Origin of the sequence: uncultured Fluviicola sp. (assembly GCF_902168135.1) — a bacterium.
Lineage (GTDB): Bacteria > Bacteroidota > Bacteroidia > Flavobacteriales_D > Crocinitomicaceae > Fluviicola.
Genome location: NZ_CABHOL010000012.1, coordinates 18,740 through 35,423, shown reverse-complemented (window position 1 = coordinate 35,423; position 16,684 = coordinate 18,740). Strand labels below are relative to the sequence as shown.

The following is a 16,684-nucleotide window of genomic DNA, read 5'->3' as shown; positions in this document are numbered from 1 at the left end:
GTATGTCGTCTTTTGAAATTTACGGAGGAAAGAAACTGAAAGGGGAATTGACTGTACAAGGGGCTAAAAATGAAGCTTTACAAGTACTTTGTGCTCCTTTGTTGACCGCTGAAAAAGTTACTATTTCAAACATTCCTGACATTGTGGATGTGAATAAGTTGATTGACTTATTGCAGACGATGGGTGTGAAAATTGAAAAAGTAGAGCGCGGTACCTACGTTTTTCAGGCAAAAGACATTGACCTCGGGTATTTGGAAACCGAAGATTTCAAGAAGAGAGCGGCATCCCTGAGAGGTTCTATTATGATTGTTGGTCCTTTACTGGCACGTTTCGGAAAAGGATTTATTCCAAAGCCGGGTGGTGATAAGATCGGCCGCAGAAGACTCGATACGCATTTCGAGGGATTTGCCCTGTTGGGAGCAAAATTCAATTACGATGCCGGCGAGCATTTTTACTCAATTGAAGCAAAAAAATTAAAAGGAACATACATCCATTTGGATGAGGCTTCCGTAACCGGAACTGCAAATGTTATTATGGCAGCGGTTTTGGCTGAAGGAACAACTACTTTCTACAATGCGGCTTGTGAACCTTACATTCAGCAGTTGTGTAAGATGCTGAATTCCATGGGAGCGAAGATCTCCGGGATCAGTTCAAACTTGCTGACTATCGAAGGTGTGAAGGAATTGGGTGGTTGTTATCACCGTATTTTGCCGGATATGATCGAGATCGGAAGTTTCATAGGCTTGGCAGCAATGACGCAGTCTGAGATTACGATCAAAGATGTGAGCTGGGAAAACCTGGGTGTCATTCCGAATACTTTCAGAAGATTGGGAATTAAACTGGAAAGAAGGGGAGACGATATTTACATTCCTGCGCAGGAATCTTATGAGATTGATACTTTCATTGACGGTTCCATTCTCACTATCTACGATGCGCCCTGGCCTGGATTTACCCCGGATTTGTTGTCTATCATCCTGGTAGTTGCAACACAGGCAAAAGGAAGTGTATTGATCCACCAGAAAATGTTCGAATCGCGTTTATTCTTTACGGATAAACTGATCGATATGGGGGCACAAATCATCTTGTGCGACCCGCACAGGGCTACTGTTATCGGGTTGGGAAGACAGCATAATTTACGTGGAATCCAAATGACATCCCCGGATATTCGTGCCGGAGTTTCCCTGTTGATTGCAGCCCTTTCTGCAGAAGGAAAAAGCGTTATTCACAATATTGAACAAATTGACAGAGGTTACCAGGATATCGATATTCGCTTGCGAAACCTGGGTGCCGATATTCGTCGCGTAAACTAAGAACAGATGAAAAATTCAATAATCATTCTTTCAACTTTATTCCTGGTGGGAATTGGTTTGTCTTCTTTCAAAGCAATCAAGCCAATGCCGGGAGTCGGTACAAAAGCTCCTGAAATTGCCCTGACGGGTGTTGATGGGAAAATTGTAAAGCTTTCTTCCTTGAAAGGGAAAATGGTTTTAATCGACTTTTGGGCTTCCTGGTGTGGACCTTGCAGAAAAGAAAACCCGAATGTGGTTGAAGCTTATGGGAAATACAAGAACGCGAAGTTCAAAAACGCAAAAGGATTTGAAGTGTTCTCCGTTTCCCTGGACCGGGATGAAACCAAGTGGAAAGAAGCTATCAAAGCAGACGGGCTTATCTGGAAAAGTCACGTTTGGGACAAAGCAAATGAGGCCGGAAAAGCTTACGGGGTTCAATTTATTCCTAGTGGGTTCTTAGTAGATGGCGAAGGGAAAATTGTAGCTTCGGGTGAATCGTTAAGAGGACTTGGCTTGCACGTGGAATTGGACAAGCAGAAAAAGTAGTCTTCTTGTTCTAAATTCGATCAGCAAAATATACGGATAGACATCCCGTATTGACGGGACAAGTTATGTCTATTTGATCAGTGATACTGGGCTTTTTTAACTTTTTATAGCTTGTTTTTCTTGGTTTTAAATCCAAATCCGCTGAACTTGCGTAACTGATTCAAAACGATTGAAGATGAAGAACTATTTGATGATTTGCTTAAGCTTGTTTGTCGGTTTAACAGCTTGTTCCCAGGAACCAACCAAGACCGATTCGTCTAAAAAAGAAACCAAATACAATAAACTCACTCCCCAGGAAGAAAGCGTAATCCTACATAAGAATACCGATCGTGCTTTTACCGGGGATTATTACCTGAAAACGGATAAAGGAGTTTACATCTGCAAACAGTGCAATAATCCGCTTTATAAATCAGACGATAAATTTGAATCGCATTGCGGCTGGCCGAGTTTTGATGATGAGATCAACGGCTCTGTAATTCGCGTTCCTGATGCCGACGGAATGCGTACAGAAATCATTTGTGCGAATTGTAAAGGACATCTGGGACACGTTTTTACTGGAGAGGGATTTACGGATAAAGACACCCGTCATTGCGTAAACACCAGTTCTATTCAGTTCTATCCTTCAAAGGATTTGGATAAGCTCCCGAAGGTGATCAAGTAAGAAATCTGCCAGTAGGATCTGTTTGATCGTCAGTTCAAGCAGAAAGAAACTTCAAGTTGCCGATATAATAATTAAAAAGTCCTTCACTAACGGAGGACTTTTCTGTTTCGCTTGAAGAGCCCCTGATCCCTGCGCAAATTGGTAAATTTGCCAGTTTGCCAAATAGCAAACCGTATTTTTAAAGGGACGTAGAGGTTTTTCTAATCAAATAGGTCTTAAATAAAAACTCGCAGCAAAAATCAATAACCCAACTACAAATCCATTAATTCGTAATTCTTAATTCGGAATTTTCAAAGTCTGCCCCACACGGATCAAATAAGAGCGTAAATGATTCGCAGCTTTAATTTTTGAAGGTGTTGTATGGTACTTTTCAGCAATTTGAGAAAGCGTATCTCCCGACTTTACAGTATAACGTCTATAGCGCACAGCCGGAGCTGCAGGCTTGGATACGACCATTAAAGAAGCCATTTCAGCATCTTTCTCTTTCTGAACCACTTCTGCAAGAGTTACACCGTTCCCTATCTGAGGATCGTAGTATTTATAGAAATGCTGCTGAATATTGATGGCATGTGTCACCGTGTCTATTTTGGCTCCGTCCCAGGTGTAACATTGTAATACATTATCGTTAAACTCCAGAACTTTCACAGGAACAAGTGTCGAATGAATGCGGTGCATGCGCGGACATTGCTTCTGAACAGCGGCTAATCCACCACCGGCAGAACCACGGCTGTCAACGCTCATGTAACATCTTCCGTCAAGACTTGGTCCAACTACTGCAGTCCAGTAAACCGTCAAAGTCGAAGGATCAATTTGAATGTATAATTTCTTCAGATCGGAGTTGAATCCTCTATTGCGCACTTCGGCTAATCCGGCATTGATCTTATCGTTTAAAAATCCTCCGAATCCATCCATTCTTCTGCGATGGAAAGAATGCAATGCATCGTATACATACGGCTGCCCCATAGCAGTGTATGAATCCGAAACCAGGAAATCATTTTCTCCAAGTTGGATCGTATCCGGATCGTATTTTTGGAATGCAGGAACTTCGAGAATTTTCTTAGAAGAAACAACAGTAATAGAATCAGGTGTTTGTGCCATCGCTGAAGCTGTAGGCGACATGTGATCAACTTCTGACTCGCTGTCTGATTGCGCGTACAGTGCTTGACTGCTAATCAGAATGCTTAGAAAAATGAATTTGATACTTCCCACTTTTGTTGTTTTATTTGCATTTAACGCACCTAAATTTAACAAGTTACATTGGGAATTCAAAAAAAGTTTGTTGAAAAGCCCGATATATTCGATAAAAAGTGCGAAATGTACAGTTAATCACACGGATTTACCCATTAAATCGAAGCTAAAACCAATTTTTCAACCACAATCCATCAATTCGTAATTCGTAATTCGCAATTCGTAATTACCTTTGGTTCATGCACGATCTCAAGCAGCTTACGGCGATTTGGACGGATAAACTATCAGCCCTCTATTCGGAAAGAGAAGTACGGAATATCCTTCTGCTCGTTTTGGAAGATATCTTCGAATTCAACCGTTCCGCATTACTGGTTTCGAAAGAAATCCTCCTTTCGGATGCTCAATTAGAGAAACTGGATCAAATCGTGTCCAGGCTTCAAACGGGGGAACCGGTTCAATACATTATCGGATTTACGTATTTCGATGATTTGAAAATAGGAGTGGCCCCGGGCGTTTTAATTCCACGACCTGAAACAGAAGAGTTAGTTTCCTGGATATTTGAATCAATTCAAAACAAAGAAAAACCTGAGATTGAGGATTGGTGCACCGGTTCGGGGTGTATCGCGTTGGCTCTTAAAAATCGAATGCCGGATGCTGATGTCAGGGGAATGGATGTCTCTCCGGAAGCACTCGAAATTGCCCGGTCAAATGCAAAAGACCTCCATTTGGATGTAAGTTTTGAATTTCACGACGCTTTGAGTATTGAAAAAACAAGAAAATTAGATGTGATCGTCTCGAATCCACCTTATATTCCATGGCTGGAAAAAGAGCAGATGCATCAAAATGTAACTGATTTCGAACCGGATCTGGCGCTTTTTGTTGCGGATGAAAATCCTTTGTTGTTTTACAAAGCAATTGCAGAGTACGCAGCAAAAAACCTGAACAAGAATGGATTGCTTTTCTTTGAACTGCATGAAAAATTCGGATCGGAGACGAAAATAATGACGGAACAATTGGGGTTTACCGATGTTGAGGTCCGGCAGGATCTGCAGGGAAAGAACCGTATGTTGAAAGCGGCATGGAAGTAAAACCGAACAAATCATTTCGTATCTTTAGTTTTATTTAACTCGAATTCCCCATGGCTGATAAACCGATTGTAAAAGAATATTCCAACGAAGAAATGACGATTGTCTGGAAACCGGAAAGCTGCATCCATTCAACAGTTTGTTGGAAAAAAGCGACTGGCCTTCCAAATGTTTTTCAGCCCTCTACCAAGCCGTGGATAAAAATGGAAGGCGGGACGACCGAAGAAATTATCCGTCAGGTAGATAAATGTCCGAGTGGAGCTTTGAGCTATCGTCTAAAAAACGAACAGAAAGAAGTACATCAATCAAACATTGTTGAAACGATGCCGAATGGACCATTATTGGTTTATGGAAACATTACGGTAAAGCATCACGGTTCGGAAGAATTGAAGGAAAGTAAGGTAACTGCATTTTGCCGCTGCGGAGCTTCTTCAAATAAACCTTATTGTGATGGAACTCACGTCAAGATTAATTTCTCTGATTGACCAAATTACCGCAAACAAGCAAAGAACGCTAAGTTTTTAGTGGTTGTTTTGCGCTCTTAAAATGTTATAAAGGATTTATTTTTCGTCACTCTTCCTTTGCGTCTCAGCGCTCTTTGCGGTGAGAATAAGCGTTGATTTTCGTATCTTTGCAGTCCATAAGAGAATCCGTGTCAGTAAACTCCAAATTTATTTCTTTTCATTCCGATATTTCATCGATTCCGCGTCCGGAGAAGTTTACCTTTCCGTTTTACTACGATCCGCACCCGCTGGCTGTCGCTGCAATGGCGCAGGTACAGGAATACCTCGAAACCCAAACGGAATGGGTACATAACTTTGGCCTGGACGATCAGCAGGAAGGATTGGTGATAGGGAAGATGTTCGGAGTACTCGTTGTGGAAAACAACAAAGGAGAACTAGGATTTTTGGCCGCCTTTTCAGGGAAATTGGCAGATTCCAACGACTTCGATTACTTCGTTCCACCAGTTTTCGACCTGCTCGATTCCAAAGGTTTTTTTAGGAAAGAAGAAGTGATTATCAATGAAGTCACGCTTGAAATTGAAAAACTGGAAAAAGAAGAAGCTTATTTAAATGCAAAAACAAACCTGGAAAGCACCATTGCGTCTTACCAGGAACAGCTTCAGAAGTACAAAAAAGAGATCAAGGAGTCAAAAGCGAAGAGAAAACAAATTCGCGAGGATATCACCGGATTAAATGAAGCAGAATTAGAAACGTTGCTGGAAGATTTGAGAAAACAATCGATCCGGGAGCAATACTTTTTGAAGGATTTTACAGATTCCGGTAAAAAACAAATCGCTGCATTAACCGAAACTGTTGCAACTTTTGAAAACCGGTTGAATGAGCTTCGGGAAAAACGCAGGAATATGTCGAACAGGCTTCAGGCAGAAATCTTCGATTCGTATTATTTCCTGAATGCAGGGAAAGAGCGAAGAAGCCTGCAAAGCATTTTTCAAAATACGATAGACCATAAACCGCCGGCTGGAGCGGGAGAATGTGCGGCGCCGAAACTGCTTCAGTTTGCTTTTGAAAATGAGTTGAAGCCAATTTGTCTGGGTGAATTTTGGTGGGGAGCTTCTCCCAAGTCGGAAGTGCGTATACACAAACAAGTCTATCCGGCATGCCGTGGTAAATGTGAACCTATTCTCGGCCACATGCTTCAGGGAATCGAAACCGATGAAAACCCGATGCTTCAAAACCCGGCAGAAAACAAAGCATTGGAGATCGTTTTTGAAGACGAATACCTGGTGATTGTCAACAAACCGGCAGAATTCCTTTCTGTTCCCGGGAAAAACATCGAAGACTCGGTTTACACGCGCATGAAGGAAAAATACCCGGAGGCAACAGGCCCGTTGATCGTACATCGCCTGGACATGTCTACATCCGGCATTTTGGTACTTGCAAAAGATAAAAAAGTACACATGCACCTGCAGAAACAGTTCATTAAGCGAAATGTACAGAAGCGCTATGTAGCCTTGTTAGACGGAATTGTAAAGGAGGATTCCGGCATCATAGATTTACCGCTGCGTGTAGACCTGGACGACAGACCGCGCCAGCTGGTATGCTACGAACACGGAAAACGCGCCGTAACCAAATGGGAAGTCGTAAAGCGGAGAGACAACCAAACACTGATCTATTTCTATCCGATCACAGGAAGAACGCATCAATTACGTGTTCATGCGGCGCATGTCCTTGGACTGAACGCTCCGATCATTGGTGACGATCTTTATGGAAGCAAAGACAACAGGCTCCACCTGCATGCACAATTCCTGCAGTTCACGCATCCGATCACCAAAGAAGCTGTCAAGATCAAAGTGGATGCGGAGTTCGCATAATTTCTCCTACTTTTTGGGCCTATCAAAAAGTAGGGAGGAAAAGAGGATTGTTTCGTGGGGGGGAATTTAACCGGATAACAATGATTCATAATTATTCTTGGAGAATCCTGTAATCTTTCTTCCTCCAGATATATCCGTCAAGTATGTAATGTACTACCTGAGGCATAATAAGCAATGGTACAAAAAGACTGATCACCTGGTCGTCATTCAATTGATTAAAAGTACCGTAAAGCCATCCGAAAGGAACGGTGTTTTCCCGCCAGATAAAGACATCCCAAAGTGTTTCTTCAAAATAGGCGAAAGCAAAAACAATGGCATAAAAAAGCACCCATCCCCATTTGGAAAGTACCAATTTTAAAAGGGTAGGGGAATCTTCTTTGAGTTCTTTCTTTTCACTGAAATAAACAAGCGCCAAATAAGGAATTCCATGCCCGATCACATTGACCAGGGAAAAAATGAAATCGTTATTGGTCAATACAATACTTACGTAATAAGAAAAGCAGGTTGAAAGCGTCAATAAAATGCGAGGAGTATTCAAATACCCCGAATCCTGTTTCTCTTTCCATTCCACAAACAAGTACGCTATTCCGATCAGGATCATGACTCCGTTTAAGATTGGTTCCAGGAAAGGAAGGTTTATATACCAGAAATCACCGGCAGTCATCCAATTGAAGTTTTGCTGTCCTCTCACGTGCCAGATTAGGATAGGAATGACAGTTACCGCATAAATTGTGATCGATAAAATTCCTTTTCTCCATCTGTAAGAAGTTTCGCGCTTGGAATAGAGCCTAAAGAAACCGTATTGCTGTCGGATAAAATGAAAAACGGCAAAATAGGCCAGTAAGGACCAGAACAGTTTGCTGCTTATGGAGTAAACCATCACGCCGACAATCCAAACTAAAAATGGAACGGCAAGCAGTTTCAGCTTATGAATCTTGAAAGCACTTGGTTTGAAATACGTTTTGTAAACGGTTGTGTATACGTGTGCTACGTCGATTGATAGAACAATGAGAATCCAGGACCATGGAAAAATTTCTGTCTTTTGCTGATTAGTGAATTGTTCCGGCAAGAAGAATACGATCAATGGAGGAAGTGCCATTGGAGCAATGAACCACCATAGATCAAAAGAGCGCGATTTTATCCAGATCTTAGGCTTCATGATTGACGAGTTTGTTTGCGGCCAAAAGACCAAGGTCAAATCCTTCTTCAAAAACTGAATAGGAAGAATAATCGGTGTGTGCCAGGTGAACGCGTTTTGCATTTGATTTTAAGCGGAGATATTCCTGGTATTTTGCAAGTGCTCCCGGATAAGGTGTTACCATTCCGTGTCCCCACCGCTGAAAACTGATACTCTGAATATGCTGTTCAATTAAAGGATGCATGGATGTCAGTTCTGAAACAACCAAACCGCACATTTCTTCATCAGTCATTTGGAATAGTTTTCTGCGTTCAGTTTGCTCGTCTTCCCGGTCCAGCGCCAGGTAAACACTAATTACATGCTTATCTCTATGCTGCCCGAATTCCTGGTGCCTGTCGGAAACATAGCCTAATCCCTTCGTTCCGAATTTGACATTGTCCCATGCCAAAGGAGTTCCGTTTCCTTCGGGAATTTCGTCCACTACAACAATGCCGATAAGCCATGGGTTGTGATGTATTCTTTCAAAATAGGATTGGGGCCAGGACGGAGATCTTAAGATATGTTTCGCTACATAAGAGGGCGAAGAAATAACAGCAGATTCCGCGTGGATATGAAGTTTTTTCTGTGTTTTAAGGTCAACTGCCTGAACAAAGACACGATCTTCCAGTTCCTCAACCGAATAAACAAGTACATTTGTTTTGACTTGTTCGCGGATGCTTTTTTCCAGGATGTTTGTAAGGAAACCATTTCCTTCCGACCAGGTGAGTACTGTTGTAGGATCGGTGTTGCCCGGTTTAGCCTTTCGCCCCGCAAAATAATGAATTCCTGCCCAGGCAGAAACTTTGTCAGAACCCGCTCCGAAGTCATCCCTGCAGCAATAATCCAGGAACCAATGCAATTCCTCCGAATGATATCCCTGGTCATTCAAATAGTCCCTGAAAGTAATTTTATCAAGTGCTTCCAAATCTGAATTGATGCTGGCCTGCGAAATAGGAATGTTGAAAAGGTCAATTCCATCGGTGTTTTTTGCTTCTTTCAAAACTTTCATCTGATCGAAAAAGCGGGTGATTTCTGCGTGCGTTTCAGGACTTATTCCATACTCCGGAACCAGACCTTCGTGGAAAACACCCTTAAACAATAAGCGCTCATCCGGTGCATGACATAAAAAGTCTTCCAGGTAGTATTGACGTCCGTCCTCTTCTCTGGTAATTAGTCCCTGTTCTTTCAGAAAGTCAATCAATGCCCGGTTGTTCGGATTTGCAAGCGATAAGTAATGTGCTCCCAAAGGATATTTGGAATACCGGTTTTCTCCGAAACCCGAATTACCACCAACACTTTCATTCAGCTCTAGCAACAGAAAATCGGTGAATCCATTCTTTTGAAGGTGATATCCCGTTGAAAGTCCACTGATTCCCCCTCCGATGATAACAGCAGGAATCTCCATTTTTACAACCGGGTAATCCCTGGCAAAATCAAAATTTCCACGCAATAAGTGTCCTCTGTCAAGTGGTGCCCCTAATCGATTAACCGAAATTTTGGATTTGGCAGTATTACAGGCAAGTAGATCCGGCATTAATAATGCTACTGTTCCCAAAGTACCGATATAACGAACAAATGTCCTTCTTTCCATTTTAGTCAAATAAAGAGTCCCATTCTTTTTCAAATAGCGGAATAAGTGCCTGGTTATCCAATCGGTTAACCACTTTTTTATGATCCTGCATATCCGGCGGGAAAAACTTCATGGATTTGAATTCTTCGTTAGAATAATACTTTAATTTCTTAGGAAGGGAACGGACTTTTAGTTCATTAAGATCGTAGCCGAAAAGGATGTATCCCCATTCCCCGAAAGAAGGAACATACGTATGATAAGGAATTGTCTGCAGGTAAGAAGCTTCAATGGTACTGTTGATACACCAGAAAGATTCTTTGGCATACAAAGGCGAAGTGCTCTGCATAACCGCCAGTGTGCGATTAGTCATTACCCGCTGAAGCGATTTGTAAAACGACAATGTATACAATTTCCCGACAGAGTAATTGGATGGATCGGGGAAATCAATGATGATTGCATCGTATTTGTCTTTTGCTGTGTTTCTTAGCCACTCAAAAGCATCGGCATGGACCACCTTCAATTTGGGATTGTTCAGCGAGTTTTGATTGAGTTTGGTCATTAGTTCGTTCTTCGAGAAAATAGAGACCAGTTTAGGATCCAGGTCAACCAATGTTATGTGCTCAACCTGTGGATATTTCAGTATTTCCCGGACAGCAAAACCATCACCGCCGCCAAGGACAAGTATGTTTTTCGGTTTGCTGCAATGAGATAATACCGGATGCACTAAAGCTTCATGATATCGGTATTCATCCCGTGAATTGAATTGCAGGTGGTTGTTCAGGAATAAACTGTAAGCATTCCGGTCACGTGTAAGAACAATACGCTGGTATTTCGAATTGGTCGCATAAATGATACTTTCCCCGTAGATTTCTGTTTCACTGATCCGGTTAATCCGCCCGGCGTAAACAAATGCAAAGATTAGCAGAAGTGAAGCTCCGGAAGCCTGGATGAAAAGCAATGTCGGATGTTTGAGTTCTTTTCTGAAATAGTAAATGAGGTAAAGAGCCAGGCCGACATTGAATAATCCAAAAAGAACAGAAGTCCTTGTCAAATTAAGATAAGGAACAAGAACCATCGGAAATGCAATCGAAGCAATCAGTGCACCGATATAATCAAAAGTAAAAACTTTGGAAACCAAATCCCTGAAACCGACCTTATTCTTCAGGATGCGCATAATTAGCGGAATCTCCAGTCCGACAAAAATTCCTGTCAGAAGCACAAGTCCGTAAAGAATGATGCGGAAGTAACCGCTGTAACCAAAACTGATAAATAAAATGGCACTGCTCAACCCTCCGATTACTCCGGTAATCACTTCAATGCGAATAAAATGTTCGATGAGGTTGTTCCGGAGGAATTTCGATAAATAAGAACCGATACCCATTGCAAAAAGATAGGTTCCAATAACTGTTGAAAATTGAGTAACGCTGTCGCCTAGCAAATAACTGGCAAGTGTTCCTGCAACTAATTCGTAAATCAACCCGCAGGTAGAAATAACGAAAATGGTGAATAAAAGTAAATAATGCATCTTAATGAATGGCTGAAGCAATAATAATCGCTACAGCTATAATATATGCACTTGCCATCATTGCCAGTGCTGTGTTTTTGTTTTGTGAGACCTCTTTCCACAGGTTTTGAGGAGCCAGTTTTTCAATAATTACAAATGACACAATCAGGATTGCTATTCCCAATCCCGCATAGATCAACGATGCCAATACCGTGTCCCAATTTACAATTCCCTTCATAAGCGTTTATTTATGATGCACACTACCGTGAGTCGTATTCGGTGCATACTTGGTTCCATACTCTGATTTAAACAACTTGAAACTGCCGGATTGTGCCCATAAAAAGGATACCACAACAGCAGCTGCAATAAATGTTGCAAATTTATTTCTCTTTATAAAATTCATGCCTGACTCTCGAATAAATTGTCAATTTCTCCCTTTCTCATTAATTCATACCTGCGCTTTAATAAATTAATGATGATCATCAAACCTAATATAGGAAAGACAAGGATACAGGTGTTCCAAACTTCCGTGCTTGCGTATCTTGCTTCAAGGTATAGGTTTTTATCTGAAGTGACCGAAGAGAAAATCTTTGCTTTTACATGATACCTTCCACCGGGAACGGATGAAAGACCAACTGTTCCCATATTACTTCCTTCAGACCATGAATAACCATTATCTACCCCTGAGTAATATTCGGAAATCACACCGAATTCCCTTTCTTCCCCGTTTGCTTCGTTAACTAAAGTCAGTGCAGCTTCAATCCACTCATTGCTCAAGCTTGCTGTAGTGCTGAATTCCAGATAATTGCCGGTAGCGTTACTGTCAATGTAAAAGCTCTTACTAACAAAATCTTCAGTCTGGGGGTCAGTCCATGAAACAGGAATGTTTTCATGGAAGATTTGCCGGTATGATCTGGTCGTTGACCAGAAAATAGAGGCCAGAATAACAAATCCGATCAATGCCAGGCACATTTTATTAAAAGTACGCACATTAATTCCTCCCAAAACAGGCTGAGCTATACCGATTCCTTCCTTTTCCTGCGATTCGATCCGGTAGTCATTGAACATGGCAGAAACCTGCTTCCTTGTCATATGTCTTCCTGAAAAAGTGCTGATGCGTTTGCTTTTCTCGTCTTTTTCAATGGAAATAATATAAGGGGGCGAAATGTAATCGGAACACCTGATGTTCTTGACGTCAATAACATCGTAGTGAAATTCACCGATGCAGTATTTAGAGGCATAATTATATCCTTGCAGAAAATCATAATCCCGATCCTGAAACCTGAAAACAGCATCTGTATTGGAAAGGATTTCCTGAGCAGGAATGGTATGGTCTTCCCTTAACCAGGTATAATTTCCATAAGAACAGTTCAGAAAGGAAATTTCTCCTGTTTCACTCAACAACAGGATTTCGTCCCATTTGTCAGCATACCGGTAAGCGACATGTTTGTGAGCCTGGCCAATAACAGTATACTTAACTCCTTCAAATGTCCCAACCGTCCCGATTTTAAAATACTTCAAAAATTGGGCATTTTGATTGGGGATTTTAAGGTATTTGTCAAAATACAGCCGATCATGAATTTTGCCGCATTTCGGACAGGCAAAAGTTTGCAGCTTATGCTGGATGTATAATTTAGAAACAGTGTGGCATCCTGTACATTTAAAAGCAGTTCCGTGCTCATTAACAGTTATACAAGAATCAAAATTTGTCATTGGGGGCAAGCTGGCTATAATCAGTACAAATATCACTAAATAATCTAAAAATGCAAGTAAGACAAGTAAGGGTGAAAAATTTTTCGACCTTACTTCACTCATAGCTATTAATAATTCGGAATTACTATGCTATTTTTGACTACCGAATAATTTAGTATGAATCCAGTCGAAGCACAAAAAAGAATCGAATTCCTGACTCAGGAACTTACACAACATAATTACAATTATTACGTAGAAAGCAATCCTACGATATCTGATTATGAATTCGATGTGCTTTTGAAAGAATTGCAGGACCTGGAAGCTGAATTTCCACAGTTTGCTTCTGAGTTGAGTCCCACAAAGCGTGTGGGCGGAGATATCACCAAGAAATTTGAGACGGTTGTACACCGGTTCCCGATGCTTTCATTGTCGAATACCTATTCGGAAGAAGAGATCATTGACTGGGAACAGCGTTTGAAAAAATTGGCAAGCGGACCAATCGAATACGTCTGCGAGTTGAAATATGACGGAGTAGCAATCGGGATTCGTTATGTGAATGGAAAGTTTACCCGTGCAGTAACACGCGGTGACGGAACACAGGGCGAGGATATTTCTGCAAACGTAAAAACCATACGAACTGTTCCGTTGACTTTGAGAGGGGATTTCCCGGATGATTTCGAAGTTCGGGGCGAGATATTTTTCCCGCGGGCGAATTTTGATGCAATGAACAAACAACGTGAAGAACTGGGAGAACCTGTCTTTGCCAATCCGCGTAACTCAGCTTCCGGTACTTTGAAATCTCAGGATTCGAAAGTGGTGGCAGAAAGAGGTCTGGATTGTTATTTATACGGTGTGTACGGAGATGACCTGAATATGGAATCACATCTGGAAAGCGTAGAAAAAGCGCATGAATGGGGATTCAAAACGCCACAGGTGAAGGACCGGTATATTGAAAAAACTTTCAGCATCGAAGGTATCATGGAATTTATCCATTATTGGGACAAGGAACGGTATAACCTGCCATTTGACATTGACGGAATCGTGATCAAGGTCAATAATTACGATCAGCAGTCGGATTTAGGTTTTACCGCAAAATCACCACGCTGGGCAATTGCCTATAAGTTCAAGGCGGAACGTGTTTCTACCACTTTGGAAGAAGTAACCTACCAGGTGGGAAGAACAGGAGCGATCACGCCGGTTGCGAACCTGAAACCGGTTTTGCTGGGCGGAACGGTTGTAAAAAGAGCTTCTTTGCACAATGCGGATCAAATCGAAAAACTCGACCTGTATTTGGGAGATGAGGTATTTGTTGAAAAAGGAGGGGAGATCATTCCGAAAATTGTTGGGATAAATACAGATTCCCGTCAGTCTACAGCGCAAAAAGTAGTTTTTATTGAACATTGTCCGGAATGTGGTTCTCAACTTCATCGAAGAGAAGGAGAAGCACAGCATTACTGCCTGAACGATTTGGTTTGTCCACCGCAGGTGAAAGGCCGTATGGAGCATTTTATTTCCCGGAAAGCTATGAATATCGACGGATTGGGAGCGGAAACGATCGATTTGCTCTATAAAAAAGGATTGGCAACCAGCATTGCAGATTTATATGATTTAACCTTTGACCAGGTAGTGAACCTGGACCGGATGGCAGACAAGTCGGCAAACAACCTGATTTTAGGGATTAAAAATTCAAAAGAAATTCCTTTCGAGCGCGTATTGTTTGCTTTGGGAATTCGTTTCGTAGGAGAAACGGTTGCAAAAAAACTGGCAAACGCCCTGAAAAACATTGATGCTATTGCAAACGCAACTTATGATGAGTTGATTGCCGTAGATGAGATCGGTGAGAAGATCGCCATTGCTGTTCAGCAATTCTTCCAGGATCCGCGTGCACTCCAAACGATAGACCGCCTAAAAGCAGCCGGAATTCAATTCGAGGTAGAAGAAGTGGCATTGGATTCCAATGAACTGGAAGGAAAAACCTTTGTTGTTTCCGGAGTGTTCGCAAAGTTCAGCCGGGATGAGATCAAAGAGCTGATTGAAAAGAACGGAGGAAAGAACGTGGGATCGATCTCCGCCAAGACCAGCTACGTGCTTGCAGGAGAAAATATGGGGCCGGCCAAATTGGAAAAAGCCAGCTCACTGGGTATTCCGATTATTTCCGAAGACGAGTTCCTGGCGATGATTTCAACGAATTAAAGTTTTCAGCTTTGTTAGCGCGAGTCTCTAACTCGTGCCGAGAAAATTAGAGATTAACTCCAATGACTCACCGGATACTTCACTGTCCTCAATTTGTGTCATTGGTTCTCCATTGAAATGCGCTGTAATTCCATCCCATTCCAATTTTCCCTCTGCAAATTCACGGATATGTTTGTCATCATTTTGCGCCATGGATTGAAAAGTAAGAACATAAATTGTAGCACTCAGTAGCGATTGAGCACTACTGATTTCTTTCTTTATAAGAATCCATTTATAAATTGCGCTTTTATCTTCAGATTGAATGTTCATGCGTTTGATCTCAATGATCAGCCTGCTTTCATTTTCGAAGCAAAAAAGGACTTTAAACGGAAGAGGATCTGTTGTCATACCACAAAATTAACCAATCCGCATCACCAATAAACGGATAATGAAACAATCAATAACTTATTCGATCATATTAAAATCTTTAATCTGTGATCTCCGTGAGATCTGCGTGCTAATAATATTCGTAATTTTGGATCAACTTTTTACTGTTTAAAAACAATAACAATGAATCTATTTAAAGGAGCCGGAGTTGCATTGGTTACACCATTCAACGCAGACATGTCCATTGACTTCCCGGCATTGCGCAGATTGGTACAGGAACAAATTGCAGGAGGTACCAACTACCTGGTGGTTCAGGGAACCACAGGCGAATCTCCAACTTTAAACAGCAGTGAAAAGAAACAGGTGCTGGAAACAGTCCTGGAAGAAAACAACGGGAAATTACCTGTCGTATACGGAGCCGGTGGGAACAACACGATGTCCGTAATCGAAGCGTTTAAAAATATTCCAAAAGGAGTAGACGGGATTTTGTCCGTAGCACCTTATTATAACAAACCGACCCAGGCCGGCTATCTGGCGCATTACAAAGCCCTGGCATCCGAAACGGACCTGCCGATCATTTTGTACAATGTTCCGGGAAGAACGGGATCGAATGTGCTTGCCGAAACTACATTGGAATTGGCTGAGATCAAAAACATCGTTGCCATGAAAGAAGCTTCCGGCAATATGGAACAGATCATGGAAATCATTCGCTGCAAACCTGAAAACTTTTTGGTACTTTCCGGAGATGATGCAATAACACTTCCTTTGATCGCAGCAGGTGCTGACGGTGTTATTTCCGTAGTAGCGAATTCATTCCCGGCGCAGTTTAGTCAAATGGTTACAAGCGCTTTGAACGGTGATTTTGAAAAAGCAAGAAAATTCCATTACGACTTACTTCCTGTGACCAGGTTAATGTTTGCAGAAGGAAACCCCGGAGGAGTAAAAATTGCACTGGAAGAATTGGGTTGGATGAAACCGTTCATGCGTCTTCCGCTGGTTCAGGTATCCGAAGGGTTGAAAGCGAAAATTGTTGCAGAAACAAAAAAACTGACTAAATAATCACGCGATTCATTGAAAA

The 16,684-nt window shown here is 41.8% G+C and carries 15 protein-coding genes; 8 read left to right on the top strand and 7 right to left on the bottom strand.

Features of this window, described 5'->3' with window-relative positions; genetic code table 11:
- Positions 1–2: 2 nt before the first annotated feature.
- From murA to QZT69_RS02430, 3 genes are all read left to right on the top strand, one after another.
- Complete coding sequence (gene murA, locus QZT69_RS02440; protein ID WP_294670180.1) at positions 3–1,310, top strand: UDP-N-acetylglucosamine 1-carboxyvinyltransferase; 1,308 nt, start codon at positions 3–5, stop codon at positions 1,308–1,310.
- A gap of 6 nt (positions 1,311–1,316) precedes the next feature.
- The gene (locus QZT69_RS02435; RefSeq protein WP_294670178.1) at positions 1,317–1,835 is read left to right on the top strand and encodes a TlpA disulfide reductase family protein; all 519 of its coding nucleotides are present in this window, start codon (positions 1,317–1,319) and stop codon (positions 1,833–1,835) included.
- A 175-nt stretch (positions 1,836–2,010) separates the two neighbouring features.
- Positions 2,011–2,496, top strand: coding sequence for a methionine-R-sulfoxide reductase (locus QZT69_RS02430; protein WP_294670177.1), 486 nt, complete (start codon positions 2,011–2,013; stop codon positions 2,494–2,496).
- A gap of 276 nt (positions 2,497–2,772) precedes the next feature.
- Here the strand turns inward: QZT69_RS02430 and QZT69_RS02425 are convergent, their stop codons facing one another.
- Positions 2,773–3,615, bottom strand: coding sequence for a LysM peptidoglycan-binding domain-containing protein (locus tag QZT69_RS02425; protein ID WP_294670176.1), 843 nt, complete (start codon positions 3,613–3,615; stop codon positions 2,773–2,775).
- Between the two features lie 308 nt (positions 3,616–3,923).
- Here QZT69_RS02425 and prmC point away from each other — a divergent pair, with 308 nt between their 5' ends.
- The 3 genes from prmC (at position 3,924) to QZT69_RS02410 (ending at position 7,104) form a co-directional block, all read left to right on the top strand.
- Positions 3,924–4,772: a peptide chain release factor N(5)-glutamine methyltransferase gene (gene prmC / locus QZT69_RS02420; RefSeq protein WP_294670175.1), complete on the top strand. Its 849-nt coding sequence runs from the start codon at positions 3,924–3,926 to the stop codon at positions 4,770–4,772.
- Between the two features lie 50 nt (positions 4,773–4,822).
- Positions 4,823–5,254 carry a (4Fe-4S)-binding protein gene (locus QZT69_RS02415; RefSeq protein WP_294670172.1) on the top strand — a complete coding sequence of 144 codons (432 nt, stop codon included), beginning with the start codon at positions 4,823–4,825 and terminating at the stop codon, positions 5,252–5,254.
- A gap of 167 nt (positions 5,255–5,421) precedes the next feature.
- Complete coding sequence (locus tag QZT69_RS02410) at positions 5,422–7,104, top strand: RluA family pseudouridine synthase (protein WP_294670170.1); 1,683 nt, start codon at positions 5,422–5,424, stop codon at positions 7,102–7,104.
- Between the two features lie 91 nt (positions 7,105–7,195).
- Here the strand turns inward: QZT69_RS02410 and QZT69_RS02405 are convergent, their stop codons facing one another.
- The 5 genes from QZT69_RS02405 to QZT69_RS02385 form a co-directional block, all read right to left on the bottom strand.
- On the bottom strand, positions 7,196–8,263 hold the full coding sequence (locus QZT69_RS02405; RefSeq protein ID WP_294670168.1) for a hypothetical protein: 1,068 nt from the start codon (positions 8,261–8,263) through the stop codon (positions 7,196–7,198).
- Entirely contained in the window at positions 8,253–9,872 is a 1,620-nt protein-coding gene (locus tag QZT69_RS02400; RefSeq protein ID WP_294670166.1) for an FAD-dependent oxidoreductase, read from the bottom strand. Before QZT69_RS02400 ends, QZT69_RS02405 begins: the two co-directional genes overlap by 11 nt.
- A 1-nt stretch (position 9,873) precedes the next feature.
- Positions 9,874–11,376, bottom strand: coding sequence for a polyamine aminopropyltransferase (locus QZT69_RS02395; protein WP_294670164.1), 1,503 nt, complete (start codon positions 11,374–11,376; stop codon positions 9,874–9,876).
- A 1-nt stretch (position 11,377) separates the two neighbouring features.
- Positions 11,378–11,593 (bottom strand): DUF350 domain-containing protein, encoded by a 216-nt coding sequence (locus tag QZT69_RS02390; RefSeq protein ID WP_294670162.1) that lies wholly within the window; start codon positions 11,591–11,593, stop codon positions 11,378–11,380.
- Between the two features lie 161 nt (positions 11,594–11,754).
- Positions 11,755–12,876: a DUF4178 domain-containing protein gene (locus tag QZT69_RS02385; protein WP_294670161.1), complete on the bottom strand. Its 1,122-nt coding sequence runs from the start codon at positions 12,874–12,876 to the stop codon at positions 11,755–11,757.
- 348 nt (positions 12,877–13,224) lie between these two features.
- On the opposite strand from QZT69_RS02385, the gene ligA reads away from it, so the two are divergent.
- On the top strand, positions 13,225–15,240 hold the full coding sequence (ligA, locus tag QZT69_RS02380) for an NAD-dependent DNA ligase LigA (RefSeq protein WP_294670159.1): 2,016 nt from the start codon (positions 13,225–13,227) through the stop codon (positions 15,238–15,240).
- A 27-nt stretch (positions 15,241–15,267) separates the two neighbouring features.
- Here ligA and QZT69_RS02375 read toward each other — a convergent pair whose 3' ends face one another.
- Positions 15,268–15,627 carry a hypothetical protein gene (locus QZT69_RS02375; RefSeq protein WP_294670158.1) on the bottom strand — a complete coding sequence of 120 codons (360 nt, stop codon included), beginning with the start codon at positions 15,625–15,627 and terminating at the stop codon, positions 15,268–15,270.
- 162 nt (positions 15,628–15,789) lie between these two features.
- Here QZT69_RS02375 and dapA point away from each other — a divergent pair, with 162 nt between their 5' ends.
- Positions 15,790–16,665 (top strand): 4-hydroxy-tetrahydrodipicolinate synthase, encoded by an 876-nt coding sequence (gene dapA, locus QZT69_RS02370; RefSeq protein ID WP_294670156.1) that lies wholly within the window; start codon positions 15,790–15,792, stop codon positions 16,663–16,665.
- Positions 16,666–16,684: the final 19 nt, after the last annotated feature.

What these genes read in the sequence shown, in the direction of transcription:
- murA (WP_294670180.1), top strand. Translation starts at nt 3, where the DNA reads ATGTCGTCTTTTGAAATTTACGGAGGAAAGAAACTGAAAGGGGAATTG.
- QZT69_RS02435 (WP_294670178.1), top strand. Translation starts at nt 1,317, where the DNA reads ATGAAAAATTCAATAATCATTCTTTCAACTTTATTCCTGGTGGGAATT.
- QZT69_RS02430 (WP_294670177.1), top strand. Translation starts at nt 2,011, where the DNA reads ATGAAGAACTATTTGATGATTTGCTTAAGCTTGTTTGTCGGTTTAACA.
- QZT69_RS02425 (WP_294670176.1), bottom strand. Translation starts at nt 3,615, where the DNA reads ATGTCGCCTACAGCTTCAGCGATGGCACAAACACCTGATTCTATTACT.
- prmC (WP_294670175.1), top strand. Translation starts at nt 3,924, where the DNA reads ATGCACGATCTCAAGCAGCTTACGGCGATTTGGACGGATAAACTATCA.
- QZT69_RS02415 (WP_294670172.1), top strand. Translation starts at nt 4,823, where the DNA reads ATGGCTGATAAACCGATTGTAAAAGAATATTCCAACGAAGAAATGACG.
- QZT69_RS02405 (WP_294670168.1), bottom strand. Translation starts at nt 8,263, where the DNA reads ATGAAGCCTAAGATCTGGATAAAATCGCGCTCTTTTGATCTATGGTGG.
- QZT69_RS02400 (WP_294670166.1), bottom strand. Translation starts at nt 9,872, where the DNA reads ATGGAAAGAAGGACATTTGTTCGTTATATCGGTACTTTGGGAACAGTA.
- QZT69_RS02395 (WP_294670164.1), bottom strand. Translation starts at nt 11,376, where the DNA reads ATGCATTATTTACTTTTATTCACCATTTTCGTTATTTCTACCTGCGGG.
- QZT69_RS02390 (WP_294670162.1), bottom strand. Translation starts at nt 11,593, where the DNA reads ATGAAGGGAATTGTAAATTGGGACACGGTATTGGCATCGTTGATCTAT.
- ligA (WP_294670159.1), top strand. Translation starts at nt 13,225, where the DNA reads ATGAATCCAGTCGAAGCACAAAAAAGAATCGAATTCCTGACTCAGGAA.
- QZT69_RS02375 (WP_294670158.1), bottom strand. Translation starts at nt 15,627, where the DNA reads ATGACAACAGATCCTCTTCCGTTTAAAGTCCTTTTTTGCTTCGAAAAT.
- dapA (WP_294670156.1), top strand. Translation starts at nt 15,790, where the DNA reads ATGAATCTATTTAAAGGAGCCGGAGTTGCATTGGTTACACCATTCAAC.